Genomic DNA, 14,644 nt, shown 5'->3' with positions numbered 1-14,644 from the left:
TATTAAGCAATGAAATTCAATCACGAACTTGTCGAAAAGAATATTGGCCTAATGGCCATCTTCATCGTCATCGCAATTAGCTTTGGTGGTTTGGTACAAATCGTACCTTTGATGTTCCAAAAGGACACCACTGAGCCGGTTGCAAACTTGCGTCCTTATACTGCTCTTGAGTTGGAAGGTCGTGACATCTACATCCGCGAAGGTTGTTACGGTTGTCACAGCCAAATGATCCGTCCAATGCGCGCAGAAACCGAACGCTATGGCCACTACTCTGTTGCTGGTGAATCTGTATGGGATCACCCGTTCCAGTGGGGCTCCAAGCGTACTGGTCCTGATCTAGCTCGTGTTGGCGGACGTTACTCAGATGAGTGGCATCGCATTCACTTGATTGACCCACGCGCAGTTGTGCCTGAGTCAAACATGCCTGGTTATCCATGGTTGGAAGAGAACATCCTAGATGGCAAGTACACCGCTAAGAAAGTACAAGCCATGCAAACTCTAGGTGTTCCATACAGCCAAGCGGACATCGATGGCGCTGAGCAAGCAGTTAAAGGCAAAACCGAAATGGAAGCCCTTATTGCTTATCTTCAATCACTAGGCCACGCGCTTAAGTAAGTCTTAGGAGGACCATATGGATTACGGAACGTTTCAAGGGATTTTGACGCTCGTCCTGATGATCACCTTTATTGGGATCGTACTGTGGGCTTATAGTTCACGTCGCAAAAAGTCTTTTGATGAAGCCGCCAATTTGGTCTTCTCTGACGAGCAAAAGGACGTTGAATCGAAAGATTCGGGAGAAACTAAATAATGAGTGTATTTTGGAGTTGGTGGATTGCCATCCTTACCCTTAGCTGCATTGGTATCAGTGTAGTCGCCCTGTATTTTTGCCTGCGCAACAATACTGGTGTGAAGGAAGGCGAGTCCATGGGTCACGAGTTTGATGGCATTGAAGAGCTGAACAACCCGCTACCTAAGTGGTGGACCTATATGTTCGTAGCCACCATCATCTACGGTTTGGGCTACTTTGCTCTGTACCCTGGTTTGGTTGCCTTTGGTAACTCGCTAGGTTGGGCCTCTTCTGAGCACAACACCATTTCAGAGATAGAAGGTGGTGTTAAGCCTCTTACTGTTGTGGTTAACCAATACCAAGCAGAAGAAGACGCAGCGCAAAAGGTATTCGGTCCTATCTTCGCCGCTTACGCTGAAAAATCAGTAGAAGAATTGGCGCAAGACCCTGAAGCCATTAAAGTTGGTCGTCGTTTGTACCTACAAAACTGTGCTCTGTGCCACGGTTCAGACGCAAAAGGTGCGAAAGGCTTCCCTAACATTGCAGATGGCAACTGGATTTGGGGTGGTTCTGGCGAGGAAATCAAGACTACCTTGATGAATGGTCGTAGCGGCATGATGCCACCAAAAGGCGGTCTACCGATTACTGACGAAGAAGTACCAGCACTGGCTGAGTACGTTATTAGTCTATCGGGTCGCGAGCACGATGCGGCAAAAGCAGCTGAAGGCCAAAAAGCCTACATGAAAGGTTGTTTCGCTTGTCATGGTATGGACGGCGCTGGTAACAAACTACTGGGCGCACCTAACCTGACCGACAATGCGTGGACTTACGGGGGCAGCCGTAAAGCCATAGAAGAGAGCATTATCAACGGCCGTGCCGGTGTGATGCCTGCTTGGAAAGACGTATTGGGCGAAGAGAAAGTTCACGTAATTTCTTCTTACGTGTACAGCCTAAACAACTAATCCATTGTATTTGGGCTCCCGCTTATGGGAGCCCTTTTTGTATCTACGGGACAGACTATGAACAAACCTACCCCTTGGTATAAGCAGTTTTGGCCTTGGGTCCTGATTGGAATTCCAGCGTCAGCTGTAATTTCTAGCCTATTCTTGGTAAAAATTGCGGTTGATAACAAAGACTCGTTAGTCGCAGAAGACTACTACAAGAAAGGTAAGGCGATTAATTTGGATCTTGCTAAAATCGACAAGGCCCGCGAGCTTGGCTTGCAATTTTCCATGGTGTTTAACCAAGGTGAACTGACCATCAAGCAAGTCAGTGGCGACACCCATCAAGGTGCAATTGCCCTATCCTTCTATCATCCGACACTTCCCGAACGCGATAAAGCCGTGATGCTAACCGCCGATGGCAGTGGTAATTACCGATTAGAGACAGATAAAGACTTCAACGGCAACTGGGAAGTTCAACTAGACAGTTATGATCACAGTTGGCGTCTACAAAAAAGAATACACTTGCCAAGACAAGCTCCAATAGAATTCAAATAATATGAGTCAAACCTGCTGTTTTCATTGCGGCGAAACAGTTACCAAGGACGGTGAATTTCAAACTCAAGTTAATGGCAAAATAGAAGAATTCTGTTGTGCCGGTTGCGAAGCGGTATGCAACGCCATTCTTGAGGCCGGACTGAACAATTACTACAAATTTCGCACGGATAAAGGCGCTCGCCAGGATGGGTTGGTGCCAGAGCAGCTTCAAAAATTTCAAGCCTTTGACATCGAGGACGTACAACAAGAGTTTGTTGCCAACGAAGACGATGTTGCCAGTGCCAGTATTACCATTGACGGCATTACCTGCGCCGCTTGCGCTTGGCTAATCGAACAGAAAGTTCGCCAACTCGACGGTTTGGTGTCAATTTCAGTTAACTCAACCACCGAACGCGCGTTGTTGCGTTGGGACCCTTCAAAGCTTGCGCTTAGCCAAATCTTTACTGTGATTCATCAAATTGGCTATCAGGCGTCACCGTTTGTGGTCAACGACGCTGAGATAACCAACAAGCAAAACAGCCGCCGCTTCTTATTGCGCTTGGGATTGGCTGGGCTTGCCACCATGCAAGTCATGATGTTTGCATTAGCGCTGTATTCGGAAGCCTTTTTTGATGTTGAACCGGAATACGTTGAGTATTTCCGCTGGGTCAGCATGATTTTCGCAGCCCCTGTGGTGTTGTACTCGGCTCAGCCCTTTTACTTCTCAGCGTTTAGAGCGCTTTGGAGTGGACGGGTTAACATGGATACTCCGGTATCCATTGCCATTATTGTGGCCTACATATCGAGTTGTATCGCAACGGTAAACGGTACCGGCGAAGTCTACTTCGAGTCGGTTTCCATGTTTACCTTCTTTTTGCTGATCGGGCGCTATTTTGAACAAAAAGCCCGCCAAAAAGCCGCCGAAAGCGCCTCAAACCTGCACAAACTGGTTCCTCTATCGGCTCAGAAAATTACCGCTGACGGGGTGGAAACCGTTTCAGCTAAGTCGCTGCAAATTGGCGATGCCGTATTAGTGGCCGATGGCGATGCCATCCCTGTCGATGGTGTACTGATTGAAGGCAGCACTAGCGTCAACGAATCCATGTTGACCGGTGAACATCTGCCCGTAGAAAAGCAACTAGACGATACTTTGTATGCAGGCACCATTAACGTCGAACAGCCCATTACACTGCAAGTGAGTGCCACCGGCCAAGCACAGCTAGTCTCACAGATCATTCGCCTTCAAGACGAAGCTGCTAGTGCTAAGCCAGCGGTGGCCATGCTGGCGGACAAGCTAGCGCGTTACTTTATTCCAGGCGTGTTAATTTCTGCAGCGCTGAGCTATCTGATTTGGAGCTACATTGAGCCAAGCCATGCCTTTTGGGTGGCACTTGCTGTACTTGTAGCTACCTGTCCATGTGCTCTCTCTCTTGCAACACCGACCGCGGTTACCAGTGGTACCGCACGTCTACAAATGGCGGGAATTCTCAGTCGTCGCAAAGATGTGTTTGAACGCCTTACCCAAATCGACGGTGTTATTTTTGATAAAACGGGCACTTTGACCCATGGTAACTTCCACATCAAAAAGGTGGAATTACTCGGTGATGCTAGCGAGAAACAAGCGCTAGCCATTGCAGCCGCCATGGAGCAAGGATCGACTCATCCTATTGCCAAAGCATTCGCGGAACACGCTGACTCACAAGTGGTGATCACCAGCATTGAAAGCCACGTTGGCCACGGCGTCAGCGCCGAGTATCAAGGCGACAATTATCGGCTCGGAAGCCACAAGTTTACTGACCAAACTGCGCGAGACTCCGGCCAGCACATATGGCTACTTAAAAACCAGCAACCCTTGGCCCGTTTCGAGTTAAGCGACCAGCTAAGACACGATGCCAAAGCTTGTATTGAAGAATTAAAAGCCAAAGGAATGGATGTGGTGATTGCCTCTGGCGATGCCAAGGCTTCGGTGGCTGCCATGGCCGAGCGCTTAAACGTCGACAATTTCCACGCCGAACAATCGCCACAAAATAAACTCGAGTTGATTCAGTCTTTGCAGGCGTCAGGCAAGCGTTACGCCATGTTTGGCGATGGCATTAACGACGCCCCTGTGCTTGCCGGCGCTGATTTGAGTCTGGCGATGGGCTCAGGTGCCGCGGTTTCCAAATCCAAAGCCGACCTGATTTTACTCGGTGACAAGCTACAAGGCTTGTCTGAGGCTGTATCGATTGCTAAACAGACCCAAACCACGGTTAAGCAGAATTTGATGTGGGCCTTGGGATATAATATCACCGTGCTACCGCTGGCAATGGCAGGTCTGGTACCGCCTTACCTAGCTGCGTTGGGCATGTCGGCCAGTTCGCTGCTGGTAGTAGGCAACAGTGTCAGACTGTTAAAGAAATCTTCGACGAGGCGCTAAATGAGCATTATCTATGTATTGATACCCATTGCTATGTTGTTTGTGATTTTAGCGGTGTCGATCTTTTTTTGGGCGGTTCGCTCTGACCAATTCGAAGACCTCGAAAAACACAGCGTATCCATTCTGTTTGACGAAGACCAACCGCAAACGCAAAACAACTCGAATGCGAATAAGGACTCGTCCACCAAATGACAGAAATAACGCCCTGGGCTGCGCTCCTTGTAGGCTTGATGGGCGGTGGTCATTGTCTTGGCATGTGTGGCGGTCTGATGGCCGCCATGAGCCTAAGCGCTTCTAGCAACTCCTCCAAAAAAAGCCTGATTCTGGGATACAACCTAGGTCGCATTACCAGTTATATGATTGCCGGCGCGATTGTCGGTGGCGTGGTCGCCAGTATTGCTCAAGTCACCGACGCCAGTAATGGTTTATTGTGGCTACGATTCGTTGCAGCTGCTTTAATGATAGTAACTGGGCTCTATATAGCCGGCATCAACCAGTGGTTAACGGTCACAGAAAAAGCCGGTAAGCAACTGTGGGCGCAAATACAGCCATTGGCTAAACGCTTGTTGCCGGTCGCCAACCCGTTACAGGCCTATATGGCCGGCATCGTTTGGGGTTGGTTACCTTGCGGTTTGGTTTATTCGATGCTGACCTGGGCGATAGCCTCTGGCTCAGCGGCTCAAGGCGCCACGTTAATGGCGGCATTTGGTCTTGGCACCCTGCCCGCTCTGTTGCTGGTTGGGGTTGCCGCTAAGAAGCTCGAGCACTGGCTAAAGCACAAAGGAGTGCGTCTTGTTAGCGGGCTTTTGCTTATTGCCTATGGAGTTCAGACTTTTGTGATCGGGCTTCAACAGCTGAGCTAGCCCAGTATGGTAAATTGGTTTAACATGATGCGGTTATTGTTAAGGTAAGAGAAGTCTATGTCCTCAGACAACACAATACAGCGACGCCCAATCCAACAAGGATGTGCCATTCACTGCCACGATTGCAGTATGGGTGCACTGTGTATTCCTTTTACCCTAGATAACAATGAGCTAGATAAGCTCGACTCCATCATTGAGCGCAAAAAGCCGATTCAAAAAGGCGAGCAGTTGTTCAAAACAGGCGACTCGCTTAAGTCCTTATACGCGATACGTTCTGGCACCTTAAAGAGTTTTACGATTACCGAGCAAGGTGACGAGCAGATTACCGGCTTTCATTTGGCTGGCGATGTGATTGGCTTTGACGGCATTCATGCCAACGAACATCAGAGTTTTGCTCAAGCACTCGAAACCGCTATGGTTTGCGAAGTGCCCTACGAAATGCTGGACAAGTTGTCCGGCACCATGCCGCGCTTGCGCCAACAGCTAATGCGCCTTATGAGTAACGAAATCAGTACCGATCAGGAAATGATTTTGTTGCTTTCCAAGAAAAACGCTGAAGAGCGTTTGGCCTCCTTCATCGCTACCCTCGCCATTCGCTATGGCAATCGCGGTTTCTCTCACAAAGAGTTTCGCTTAAGTATGACCCGTGGCGATATCGGCAATTATTTAGGCTTAACCGTTGAGACCATTTCTCGTCTTCTTGGTCGCTTTCAAAAAGCCGGACTCATTGAAGTTAAAGGCAAATACATTACGCTTTTGAACGTAGAAGCGTTAAATGAGCTCGCCGGTATTCGAAAGTAAAGATTTCTTGATTTAGTTCACAGCAAAGCGCCACAATAACTTCTATACATAAGTTAGGAACCAGTGAATAACGAGGCGCGTTATGAAGGACTATAAAAAGCTAATGGTGGTCATTGACCCCACAAAAGACACCCAACCTGCCTTAGACCGAGCGCTGGAACTTTCGCAAAGTACCGGTGCTGAAGTGACTGCCTTTTTGTGTATCTACGACTTCTCTTACGACATGACCTCTATGTTGTCCGGCGAAGAGCGTGACGCAATGCGCGATGGCGTGGTTGCGGATAGACACCAATGGCTATCAGAACTTGTCAGCAAGACCAATCAAGACGTTGAAGTAAAAGTGGTATGGCACAACCGCCCTTACGAAGCCATTATCACCGAGTGCATTGAGCGCGGCTTTGACATGATCATTAAAGCCACTCACGAACACGACATGCTCAAGAGCATAGTGTTTACACCGACCGATTGGCATTTACTACGCAAAGCTCCTTTGCCAGTGCTGTTGGTCAAAGAACACGACTGGCCGGTAAATGGCACTATCGTTTGTGCAGTTAACGTTTCCGACGATGACGTAGCTCATCGCACCCTCAACGAAGCCATTATTGTTACCGCACAAAAGCTAGCTCGTGAGATTAAAGCTCAGGTTCACCTGGTAAATGGCTATCCAAGTACGCCTGTGAATATAGTGATCGAGTTACCAGACTTTGACGCGGCGGCGTATAACGCCAGCATTCAGCAGCAACACGAGCAGCGAATTGAAGAGTTAGCGGCTAAGTTTGATATTCCAATGAGCCATTGCCACGTTAAAGAAGGTTTAGCGGAAGAAGTGATTCCTGCGGTTGCCAAAGAGTTGGATGCAGAATTGGTTATTCTGGGCACTGTGGGCCGAACCGGTATTTCTGCCGCGTTAATCGGTAACACAGCCGAGCATGTTATCGACAGCCTAGATTGCGATTTATTAGCAATTAAGCCCAAAGACTATGTTTCCCCGCTGCAAGAAGACTAGGGGTAGTAGTTGAGTTGGCGTCTGACTCCTACAGGCGTTCAGCGCCTTCTATCTTTCTGAAAATTCAGCATTAACCCAAAAGCTTTCTACAATACTAGAAAGCTTTTTTGTATCGGGAATCCAGTGTGTTGAGTCTGACAAACCTCAGCTTCTATCGAATTGCCACTATTGTTGGCGCTTTACTGCTGCCAGCTCAAGCGCTCGCCAGTAGCTTTACCCCAGAAAGTGTCGGCATTCGAGCTAGATTTTCCGGCGCGACCACTTTGGGCAAACCACAACCCGAAGAGTTTAAAGCCTACGATATCAGTGCGGATTTTCGTTTGCCTTGGCGTGGCGATTGGGAAACCTGGTACCTCGGCGGCAGTCTTATGACTAGCGCGGGTTACCTAAGCGCCTCTGGACAAGATTCATTGGTAGTTTCGGTTACGCCCAAGATTCGAATCGCCAGCAAGCACGATGGTGTCTATTTCGATGCGGGCGCCGGTGGTGCCTATTTATCGCGGCACCAATTTGAACGCCAAGATTTCGGTGGTGCGTTTCAATTCTCTTTGACGGTTGGCGCGGGTGTGACCTTGTACAAAGGCCTGGGGCTTGGTTACCGCTTTATGCATTACTCGGATGGCGGGCTGCACGGCTCAAACAACGTAGGCGCCGATTTTCACATGTTAGAAATCAACTACCGATTTTAAGCGCAGAGGCTGAATTGATAACAAACCACACCTAGGTAACAGCCTATGCCCTTTACCCAATGCCCGTTAGCTGGAATAATACGCGCCCATTGTTAGCCAAGTTGTAGTCACCGAATCATGTCTGATGCACTTTCTCAAAAACAGAAAACCCGATTGAATAAACTGCAAAAGCGTTTGCGACGCGAAATGGGCAGTGCCATTCAAGACTTCAACATGATTGAGGATGGCGATTTGGTCATGGTGTGCCTATCCGGAGGAAAGGACAGCTACACCATGCTGGACATCCTTATCAATCTGCAAAAAGCCGCACCTGTGGATTTTAAACTGGTCGCCGTTAACTTGGACCAAAAGCAACCAGGCTTCCCTGAAGATATATTACCGGCTTATCTGGATAGCTTGAATATTCCCTACCACATCCTGGAGAAAGACACCTACTCTGTGGTGAAGGAAAAGATCCCCGAAGGCAAAACCACTTGTTCGCTTTGCTCGCGCTTACGCCGTGGCACCTTGTACGGCTTTGCCCAACAAATTGGCGCCAACAAAATTGCCCTAGGCCACCACAGAGACGACATAGTAGAGACCTTTTTCTTGAATATGTTCTACGGCGGCAAGCTAAAGGCCATGCCTCCTAAATTGCGTTCAGATGACGGTGCTAACGTTGTGATTCGTCCGTTGGCCTACTCGCGCGAAAAAGACATCATTGAGTATGCGGACTTTAAAGAGTTTCCAATCATTCCGTGCAACCTGTGCGGCTCTCAGGAGAATTTGAAGCGCAAGATGGTCAAGCAAATGCTGAATCAGTGGGACAAGCAATCACCGGGACGCATCGAAACCATTTTTACATCGCTACAAAACATCGCGCCATCGCAGCTTGTGGACCGCTCTCTGTTTGATTTCGCTTCACTGGCCATTGACCCCAATGCCAAGCCAAGTGGAGCAGTCGCCGAGGCAGACCTACCGGCATTTGATTATCTAGACGTTGAGAATCGGGGCCACATCGACCTGGATGCCGCCGAGCGCATCGCTGTGGTTCAAACCTTTGACCCCGAACCGAGCAATTAATACCAAGCAGTCGCTTTGAATTTGCTCGGCGTCACCTGAAACGGTTTGATTTCAGCTAGCTCTTGTTTGGTTAGCTGAAGTTGTCCCCCAGCCGGTAGGCTTAACAGACGTTGCCTTGATTCGATACTAATATCGGAATCCGAACTATTGAGCAGTGTCAGCCCTTTGGCCTCTGGTCGAAAGTACTTCATTGGAAAACCCGCGTATTGAGCGTATACCTTGTCTAACTGCTGATACAACTGCTCCAACCAAACGCTGTCGACACTTGGGTTAATTAGGGGTTTAGATTGAACGGATATCGCTAATGCACAACTAGACTCATCGCCGTCTAAATCTAACTCAACCAGTGCGCGGTCTGATTTGAGTTGACGGTCAAATGGCAACAACAAGGCATTGTCTGGCCCGATCATCAATTCAGTTCGTTGAGTGTCCTGCTTTTTTACAACCAAGTTCACCTGATTGAGTTCGCAACTGGCACTGGCACGTGGGCGCACGTAAAACGCCACTTCCACCATGTTAACTTCGGCTTTTTTGAGCCCGTTTAGGCGGTCATAAAATCCACCGTATTCCAATGAAAAAGTGCCGGCAGCTGAAGAGAAACTAGCGCCAATTAACGCTAAGCCTATGAGTGTAGTTTTCATGATTATTCTTTTTTTACGTCTTGTGAAAAGCCCAGAGGCCTTTTAGCTCAAAAAGCCACTGTTATGCTTGAGCATTTGCAGCAATTCATCAATGTATTCTTGCTGGCGCTCAGAGTAATGGATTAAGCCGTGAATTAGCACCTCGGCTGACAATTCTTGCTGAGTATCTCTCAAACCTGCGCGCAATTGGCGAAATTCTAGGTAGGCGGCGTTGGTATTGAGATTCTTAAGGTAGGCGCCCACCGAGTCCTCGACCGAGTTAAACACAGCCACTTCGTGGCTCAATCCTTGGGTGCGCGAGTTGGGAACCAAGCCACAACCTTTGCGAAAACACCACTGGCCAAAGAAGTTGTTTCCCTCTCGGGCAAATCGGCTACTGCCCCAACCTGTTTCGTTAGCGGCTTGAATCAGCACCATGTTTTCAGGCACTAGATCCACACGCATCAGCAAATTCTTGAGGGTTTTAGCGCTTAGCTGGCGGAAATTGTACTGATAAGCGCTGGCGATAGATTCGATTCTTGCAACTTGTTCGGGCGAGAGACTAGCGCCGTTAAGCAAGAGTGCACGCTGTGCTATCAAGAATTCGCGGTCGATGCGAATAAACTCATTTTGGCGTGCCACCATGGGCTGCAAAAACTCAAAGAACTGACGCTTTTTCTCATCCACATCCGCAATGGCTGAAAAGTCTGGGAGGTTTGGCTTGCGATCCGGATTGGCTTGAAGCGTCTTTGCCGCTTGCTCTGGCTCTGAATACGGTACCAAGGCCAAATAACCAACCAGCACCAATACGATGGCGCCGCCTAAACCTATGGTAAATTGTCCGACTCGACCACTTCTCAACGGGTTGCTCCCAAGCTAGTTACTCTAAAATTTAAGAGCGGCAATCATAACACAAAGGCTATTCACCATAACCCTTTGCTTTTACGTCAATCTGGGCAAAATTAGGTAGGCAAACGGTTCTCAGTCTAACTTTATGGTAAGAAACTGATGAGCAAAGGTGTTTTTTCTCTAGTTTTGACCCTAAAATGTGCCACCCAAATTTAGCTAAGTTACTGCCAGTCAAGGAATAGCCAACCAATGAGCCACACCGATAACCGGCCTGTTGTTTGTTTAACCCAGATAGCCAAAGCCTATGGCGATCGCACAATTATTAGCGACTTGTCACTCGACATTTACAATGGCGAGTTTATTACCTTGCTGGGTCCTTCAGGCTGCGGCAAAACTACCCTATTGCGTTTGATCGCGGGCCTAGAGTCTAGCGACAATGGCGCTATATTGCTCGATGACCAAGACATCACCGAGTTGCCACCTGAAAAGCGCCGAGTTAACACAGTCTTTCAGAGCTACGCTCTGTTTCCTCACATGACAGTGCTGCAAAACGTCTGCTTTGGATTGCAAATGGCCAAGGTACCTAAGGCCGAAATAGAGCCTAGAGCCAAAGAAGCGCTGGCCATGGTAAAGCTTGAGCGCTTTATGGATGCCCGCCCAAACCAGCTCTCTGGTGGTCAGCAACAGCGAGTGGCTATTGCTAGAGCTGTGGTTAATCGCCCAAAAGTACTACTGCTCGACGAGTCGTTAAGCGCACTGGATTACAAGCTGCGAAAACAAATGCAAAGTGAACTCAAGCGTCTACAGCGAAAACTTGGGATTACCTTCATATTCGTGACTCACGACCAAGAAGAAGCCCTGTCTATGTCTGACCGCATCGTAGTTCTGAAAGACGGTGAAATTCAGCAAATAGGCACGCCCAAAGAAGTCTACGAAACACCGGATAATATGTTCGTCGCCAAATTCATCGGTGAAACCAATATCTTTGATACCCATATTCAAGGTGAGATATCAGAGGGGATTTATCGCGGCGAAATCGACGGAAAAGCCTTTGAAATTCGCACGGATAAATCGCTTGTTATCGGTCAACACGTCAGTACCCTGCTTCGTCCTGAAGATCTGCGAATTGCCGAAATCACGCCCGAGCATGATTCTGCCCTACTCACCGGAAAGGTTGTCGATAGAACCTATAAAGGAATGACACTCGACTCCACCATTAAGCTCGACTCGGGACAAATTTTACAAGTCAGTGAGTTTTTCAACGAAGACGACCCGGATACCGACCACAGTATCGGTCAGCGCGTAGAAGTGTCTTGGGTGCCAGGTTGGGAAGTAGTGCTGGAACACGGCAATGCGTGATTATTTCAAGTGGATAAGTCTTACTCTCGCGGTTGGATGGCTCAGCCTTTTCGTGGTGTTGCCCAACCTCATGGTGCTGCTGACCAGTTTTCTGACTCGTGATCCCAGCGAATTTGTTAGCCTGCCTTGGACTATCGAAAACTACGCGCGTTTAGTAGACCCTATTTACGCCAAGATTCTGTGGCACTCGTTGTCAATGGCGGCTATTGCGACAGTCTTGTGCTTGTTGATTGGTTACCCTGTCGCATGGATTATCAGCCGCTTTGGACCAATGGGACGTGGCGTGCTTCTGTTTATGATCATTGTGCCTTTTTGGACCAATTCGCTAATTCGCGTATACGCCATCAAAATCATACTTGGCACCAAAGGCCTAATGAATTGGGCCTTATTGGGCCTGGGTATCATCGATAAGCCATTAAAGCTGATGTACAGCGAAACCGCGGTAATTATTGGCCTAGTCTATATTCTAATCCCCTTCATGATTCTGCCGCTTTACAGCGCTATTGAAAAACTGCCAACCAGCTATAGTGAAGCGGCCAAAGATCTCGGTGCCAGCCGTTGGGCCTATTTCCGCAGAATCATGCTGCCGCTCACCACTCCAGGAATCATTGCTGGTGTGCTTATGGTGTTCTTACCTGCAATGGGCATGTTCTATTTGTCAGATTTGTTAGGTGGTTCGAAGAACTTATTGGTCGGTAACGTGATTCGAGACCAGGTGCTGATTACGCGAGATTGGCCTTTTGGTTCCGCAGCCTCCATGGCGCTAACCCTACTGATGGCAATTATGCTGTTGGGCTATTACTGGGTGCATAAACGCATGGAGCGCAACGCATGATGGCCAAACTGTCGAGAGCGCTATTTCTTTTCATCCTATTCCTGTTTTTGTACTTGCCGATTGGCGTGTTGATTGCCAATTCCTTTAACAGCTCAAAGTACGGTATCAAATGGGGTGGTTTCACCACCAAATGGTACGACGCTCTGATTAATAACCCGGGGCTCATGGAAGCAGCGGTCAACTCGCTAACCATTGGCTTATTAGCGGCAACCGTGTCGACCTTAATTGGTACCCTCACCTCTGTGGCGCTATTCCGCTATCGCTTCAAGGGCAAGAAAATGCTCTCCGCCAGCTTGTTTGTAGTGATGAGCTCACCAGATATTATTTTGGCGATATCCTTGCTGGCGTTATTTGTGGTGATCGGGGTCAGTTTAGGTTTTTGGTCATTGCTACTCGCCCACATTACCTTCTGCCTGCCGTTTGTGGTGATTTCCGTATCCGCTCGATTAAGCGACTTTGACCCCAAGATAATTGAGTCCGCCAAAGATCTTGGCGCTAGCGAATGGCAAATCTTTTCTCGGATTATCGCGCCACTGGCGATGCCTGCCGTGGCCGCTGGTTGGTTGCTGTCATTTACCCTAAGTCTGGACGACGTGATTGTCAGTACCTTTGTGACCGGACCGGCCTACGAGATTTTGCCCATCAAGATCTATTCTATGGTCAAGGTCGGAGTCTCACCTGAAGTCAACGCGTTAGCCACCCTAATGCTAGTATTATCCTTGGCGTTGGTGGGCATTGCTCAGCTCATCATGCGCCTAAAACGCTTCCAATAAGAAGGAACCTACAACAATGAACACCAAACGCTGGCTTGCCATTGCGGCTGCCCTGCTGATGTCTTGGAGCGCCACCGCCAAAGACGACACCATCTACTTTTACAACTGGTCCGAATACATTCCGCCTGGGTTGATGGAAGAGTTCACCAAGGAGACAGGCATTAAGGTGGTATACACCACTTACGATAGCAACGAAGCCATGTACGCCAAATTAAAGCTACTCAACGGTGAAGGCTATGACTTGGTGGTGCCATCAACTTATTTTGTCTCCAAAATGGCGAACGAAGGATTACTGCAAAAGCTAGATAAATCTAAGCTGAGCAACTTTAAACACTTAGACCCTTCATTGTTGGATCAACCTTATGACCCAGAAAACCAATACAGCCTGCCCTACATTTGGGGCGCTACAGGTATTGGTGTCAATAGCGATGAGATTGACCCTGCCAGCATTACCAGCTGGGCCGATTTGTGGAACCCCGAGTACGCTGACAGCATTATGTTGATGAATGACGTACGCGAAGTATTCCACATAGCACTGGTGCTAAACGGTCACTCGGGCAACAGCACTGACGAGAAAGAAATTGAGCAAGCCTACGAGCGCTTAAAGCCGCTTGTTAAAAACGTACTGGTATACAACTCAGACACGCCGTCACTGCCTTATTTGGCGGGTGAAACCAGCATTGGCATGCTGTGGAACGGTTCGGCCTACGCGGCCAAACAAGAAGACCCAGCGATTACCATGGTGTATCCAAAAGAAGGCGCGATTTTCTGGGTGGATAACATAGCAATTCCTGCGGGAGCTAAGAACGTTGAAGGCGCACACAAACTCATTAACTTTCTGCTTCGCCCTGACATCGCCGCTAAAGTGGCCGAGGAAATTGGGTACCCAAGTCCAAATAAGACAGCAAAAGAGCTAATGCCTGCGGATTTTGCTAACGATCCTGTGGTTTATCCTTCGGCGGAAGTCATCGCCAACGGCGAATTTCAAAACGACATCGGTGAAGCGGCGCTGATTTATGACAAGTATTGGCAGAAGCTAAGAGCTGGGCAATAACTTCGTTGTCATTTCAATTCGCTAGACATGAGAACGGGACCCTAAAGGTCCC

The 14,644-nt window shown here is 48.6% G+C and carries 17 protein-coding genes; 15 read left to right on the top strand and 2 right to left on the bottom strand.

Annotation, left to right across the window (positions count from 1 at the left end; all coding sequences use genetic code 11):
• Positions 1–9 precede the first annotated feature (9 nt).
• From ccoO to ttcA, 11 genes are all read left to right on the top strand, one after another.
• Positions 10–615 carry a cytochrome-c oxidase, cbb3-type subunit II gene (gene ccoO / locus CLC93_RS15585; protein ID WP_095506913.1) on the top strand — a complete coding sequence of 202 codons (606 nt, stop codon included), beginning with the start codon at positions 10–12 and terminating at the stop codon, positions 613–615.
• A gap of 16 nt (positions 616–631) precedes the next feature.
• Entirely contained in the window at positions 632–808 is a 177-nt protein-coding gene (locus tag CLC93_RS15580) for a cbb3-type cytochrome oxidase subunit 3 (protein ID WP_095506912.1), read from the top strand.
• On the top strand, positions 808–1,749 hold the full coding sequence (gene ccoP / locus CLC93_RS15575) for a cytochrome-c oxidase, cbb3-type subunit III (protein WP_095506911.1): 942 nt from the start codon (positions 808–810) through the stop codon (positions 1,747–1,749). Before CLC93_RS15580 ends, ccoP begins: the two co-directional genes overlap by 1 nt.
• Before the next feature lie 57 nt (positions 1,750–1,806).
• Positions 1,807–2,286: a FixH family protein gene (locus CLC93_RS15570; RefSeq protein ID WP_095506910.1), complete on the top strand. Its 480-nt coding sequence runs from the start codon at positions 1,807–1,809 to the stop codon at positions 2,284–2,286.
• Between the two features lies 1 nt (position 2,287).
• Positions 2,288–4,681 (top strand): heavy metal translocating P-type ATPase, encoded by a 2,394-nt coding sequence (locus CLC93_RS15565; RefSeq protein WP_095506909.1) that lies wholly within the window; start codon positions 2,288–2,290, stop codon positions 4,679–4,681.
• Positions 4,682–4,873, top strand: a complete 192-nt coding sequence (gene ccoS, locus CLC93_RS15560) for a cbb3-type cytochrome oxidase assembly protein CcoS (RefSeq protein ID WP_095506908.1) — start codon at positions 4,682–4,684, stop codon at positions 4,871–4,873. It begins immediately after the preceding gene.
• A complete protein-coding gene (locus CLC93_RS15555; RefSeq protein ID WP_095506907.1) occupies positions 4,870–5,544 on the top strand; it encodes a sulfite exporter TauE/SafE family protein in 675 nt (224 codons plus the stop codon). Before ccoS ends, CLC93_RS15555 begins: the two co-directional genes overlap by 4 nt.
• A gap of 57 nt (positions 5,545–5,601) precedes the next feature.
• On the top strand, positions 5,602–6,345 hold the full coding sequence (locus tag CLC93_RS15550; protein ID WP_095506906.1) for an FNR family transcription factor: 744 nt from the start codon (positions 5,602–5,604) through the stop codon (positions 6,343–6,345).
• Positions 6,346–6,427: 82 nt separating this feature from the next.
• Positions 6,428–7,351: a universal stress protein UspE gene (gene uspE / locus CLC93_RS15545; protein WP_095506905.1), complete on the top strand. Its 924-nt coding sequence runs from the start codon at positions 6,428–6,430 to the stop codon at positions 7,349–7,351.
• Between the two features lie 125 nt (positions 7,352–7,476).
• On the top strand, positions 7,477–8,040 hold the full coding sequence (locus tag CLC93_RS15540; protein ID WP_169903070.1) for an acyloxyacyl hydrolase: 564 nt from the start codon (positions 7,477–7,479) through the stop codon (positions 8,038–8,040).
• A 117-nt stretch (positions 8,041–8,157) separates the two neighbouring features.
• On the top strand, positions 8,158–9,102 hold the full coding sequence (gene ttcA / locus CLC93_RS15535; RefSeq protein ID WP_095506903.1) for a tRNA 2-thiocytidine(32) synthetase TtcA: 945 nt from the start codon (positions 8,158–8,160) through the stop codon (positions 9,100–9,102).
• On the opposite strand, the gene CLC93_RS15530 is transcribed toward ttcA, so the two are convergent.
• Both CLC93_RS15530 and CLC93_RS15525 read right to left on the bottom strand, forming a co-directional pair.
• The gene (locus tag CLC93_RS15530) at positions 9,099–9,743 is read right to left on the bottom strand and encodes a DUF2987 domain-containing protein (RefSeq protein ID WP_095506902.1); all 645 of its coding nucleotides are present in this window, start codon (positions 9,741–9,743) and stop codon (positions 9,099–9,101) included. The genes ttcA and CLC93_RS15530 overlap by 4 nt on opposite strands.
• Before the next feature lie 42 nt (positions 9,744–9,785).
• The gene (locus tag CLC93_RS15525) at positions 9,786–10,583 is read right to left on the bottom strand and encodes a glucosaminidase domain-containing protein (RefSeq protein WP_095506901.1); all 798 of its coding nucleotides are present in this window, start codon (positions 10,581–10,583) and stop codon (positions 9,786–9,788) included.
• Positions 10,584–10,820: 237 nt separating this feature from the next.
• Between CLC93_RS15525 and potA the strand changes: the two genes are divergently transcribed.
• Genes potA through CLC93_RS15505 form a run of 4 tightly spaced genes read left to right on the top strand, consistent with a single transcriptional unit; the run spans position 10,821 to position 14,592 of the window.
• The gene (gene potA / locus CLC93_RS15520) at positions 10,821–11,930 is read left to right on the top strand and encodes a spermidine/putrescine ABC transporter ATP-binding protein PotA (RefSeq protein ID WP_095506900.1); all 1,110 of its coding nucleotides are present in this window, start codon (positions 10,821–10,823) and stop codon (positions 11,928–11,930) included.
• A complete protein-coding gene (gene potB, locus CLC93_RS15515) occupies positions 11,923–12,765 on the top strand; it encodes a spermidine/putrescine ABC transporter permease PotB (protein ID WP_095506899.1) in 843 nt (280 codons plus the stop codon). The genes potA and potB overlap by 8 nt, the downstream gene beginning before the upstream one ends.
• Positions 12,762–13,538: a spermidine/putrescine ABC transporter permease PotC gene (potC, locus tag CLC93_RS15510; RefSeq protein ID WP_342744948.1), complete on the top strand. Its 777-nt coding sequence runs from the start codon at positions 12,762–12,764 to the stop codon at positions 13,536–13,538. Before potB ends, potC begins: the two co-directional genes overlap by 4 nt.
• Positions 13,539–13,554: 16 nt before the next feature.
• Positions 13,555–14,592: an extracellular solute-binding protein gene (locus CLC93_RS15505; RefSeq protein ID WP_095506898.1), complete on the top strand. Its 1,038-nt coding sequence runs from the start codon at positions 13,555–13,557 to the stop codon at positions 14,590–14,592.
• The last annotated feature ends 52 nt before the right edge of the window (positions 14,593–14,644 follow it).

This window comes from Paraferrimonas sedimenticola (genome assembly GCF_002282855.1).
In the GTDB taxonomy this organism is placed as follows: Bacteria; Pseudomonadota; Gammaproteobacteria; order Enterobacterales; family Shewanellaceae; genus Paraferrimonas; species Paraferrimonas sedimenticola.
This window is presented reverse-complemented; position numbering and strand designations above follow the sequence as displayed.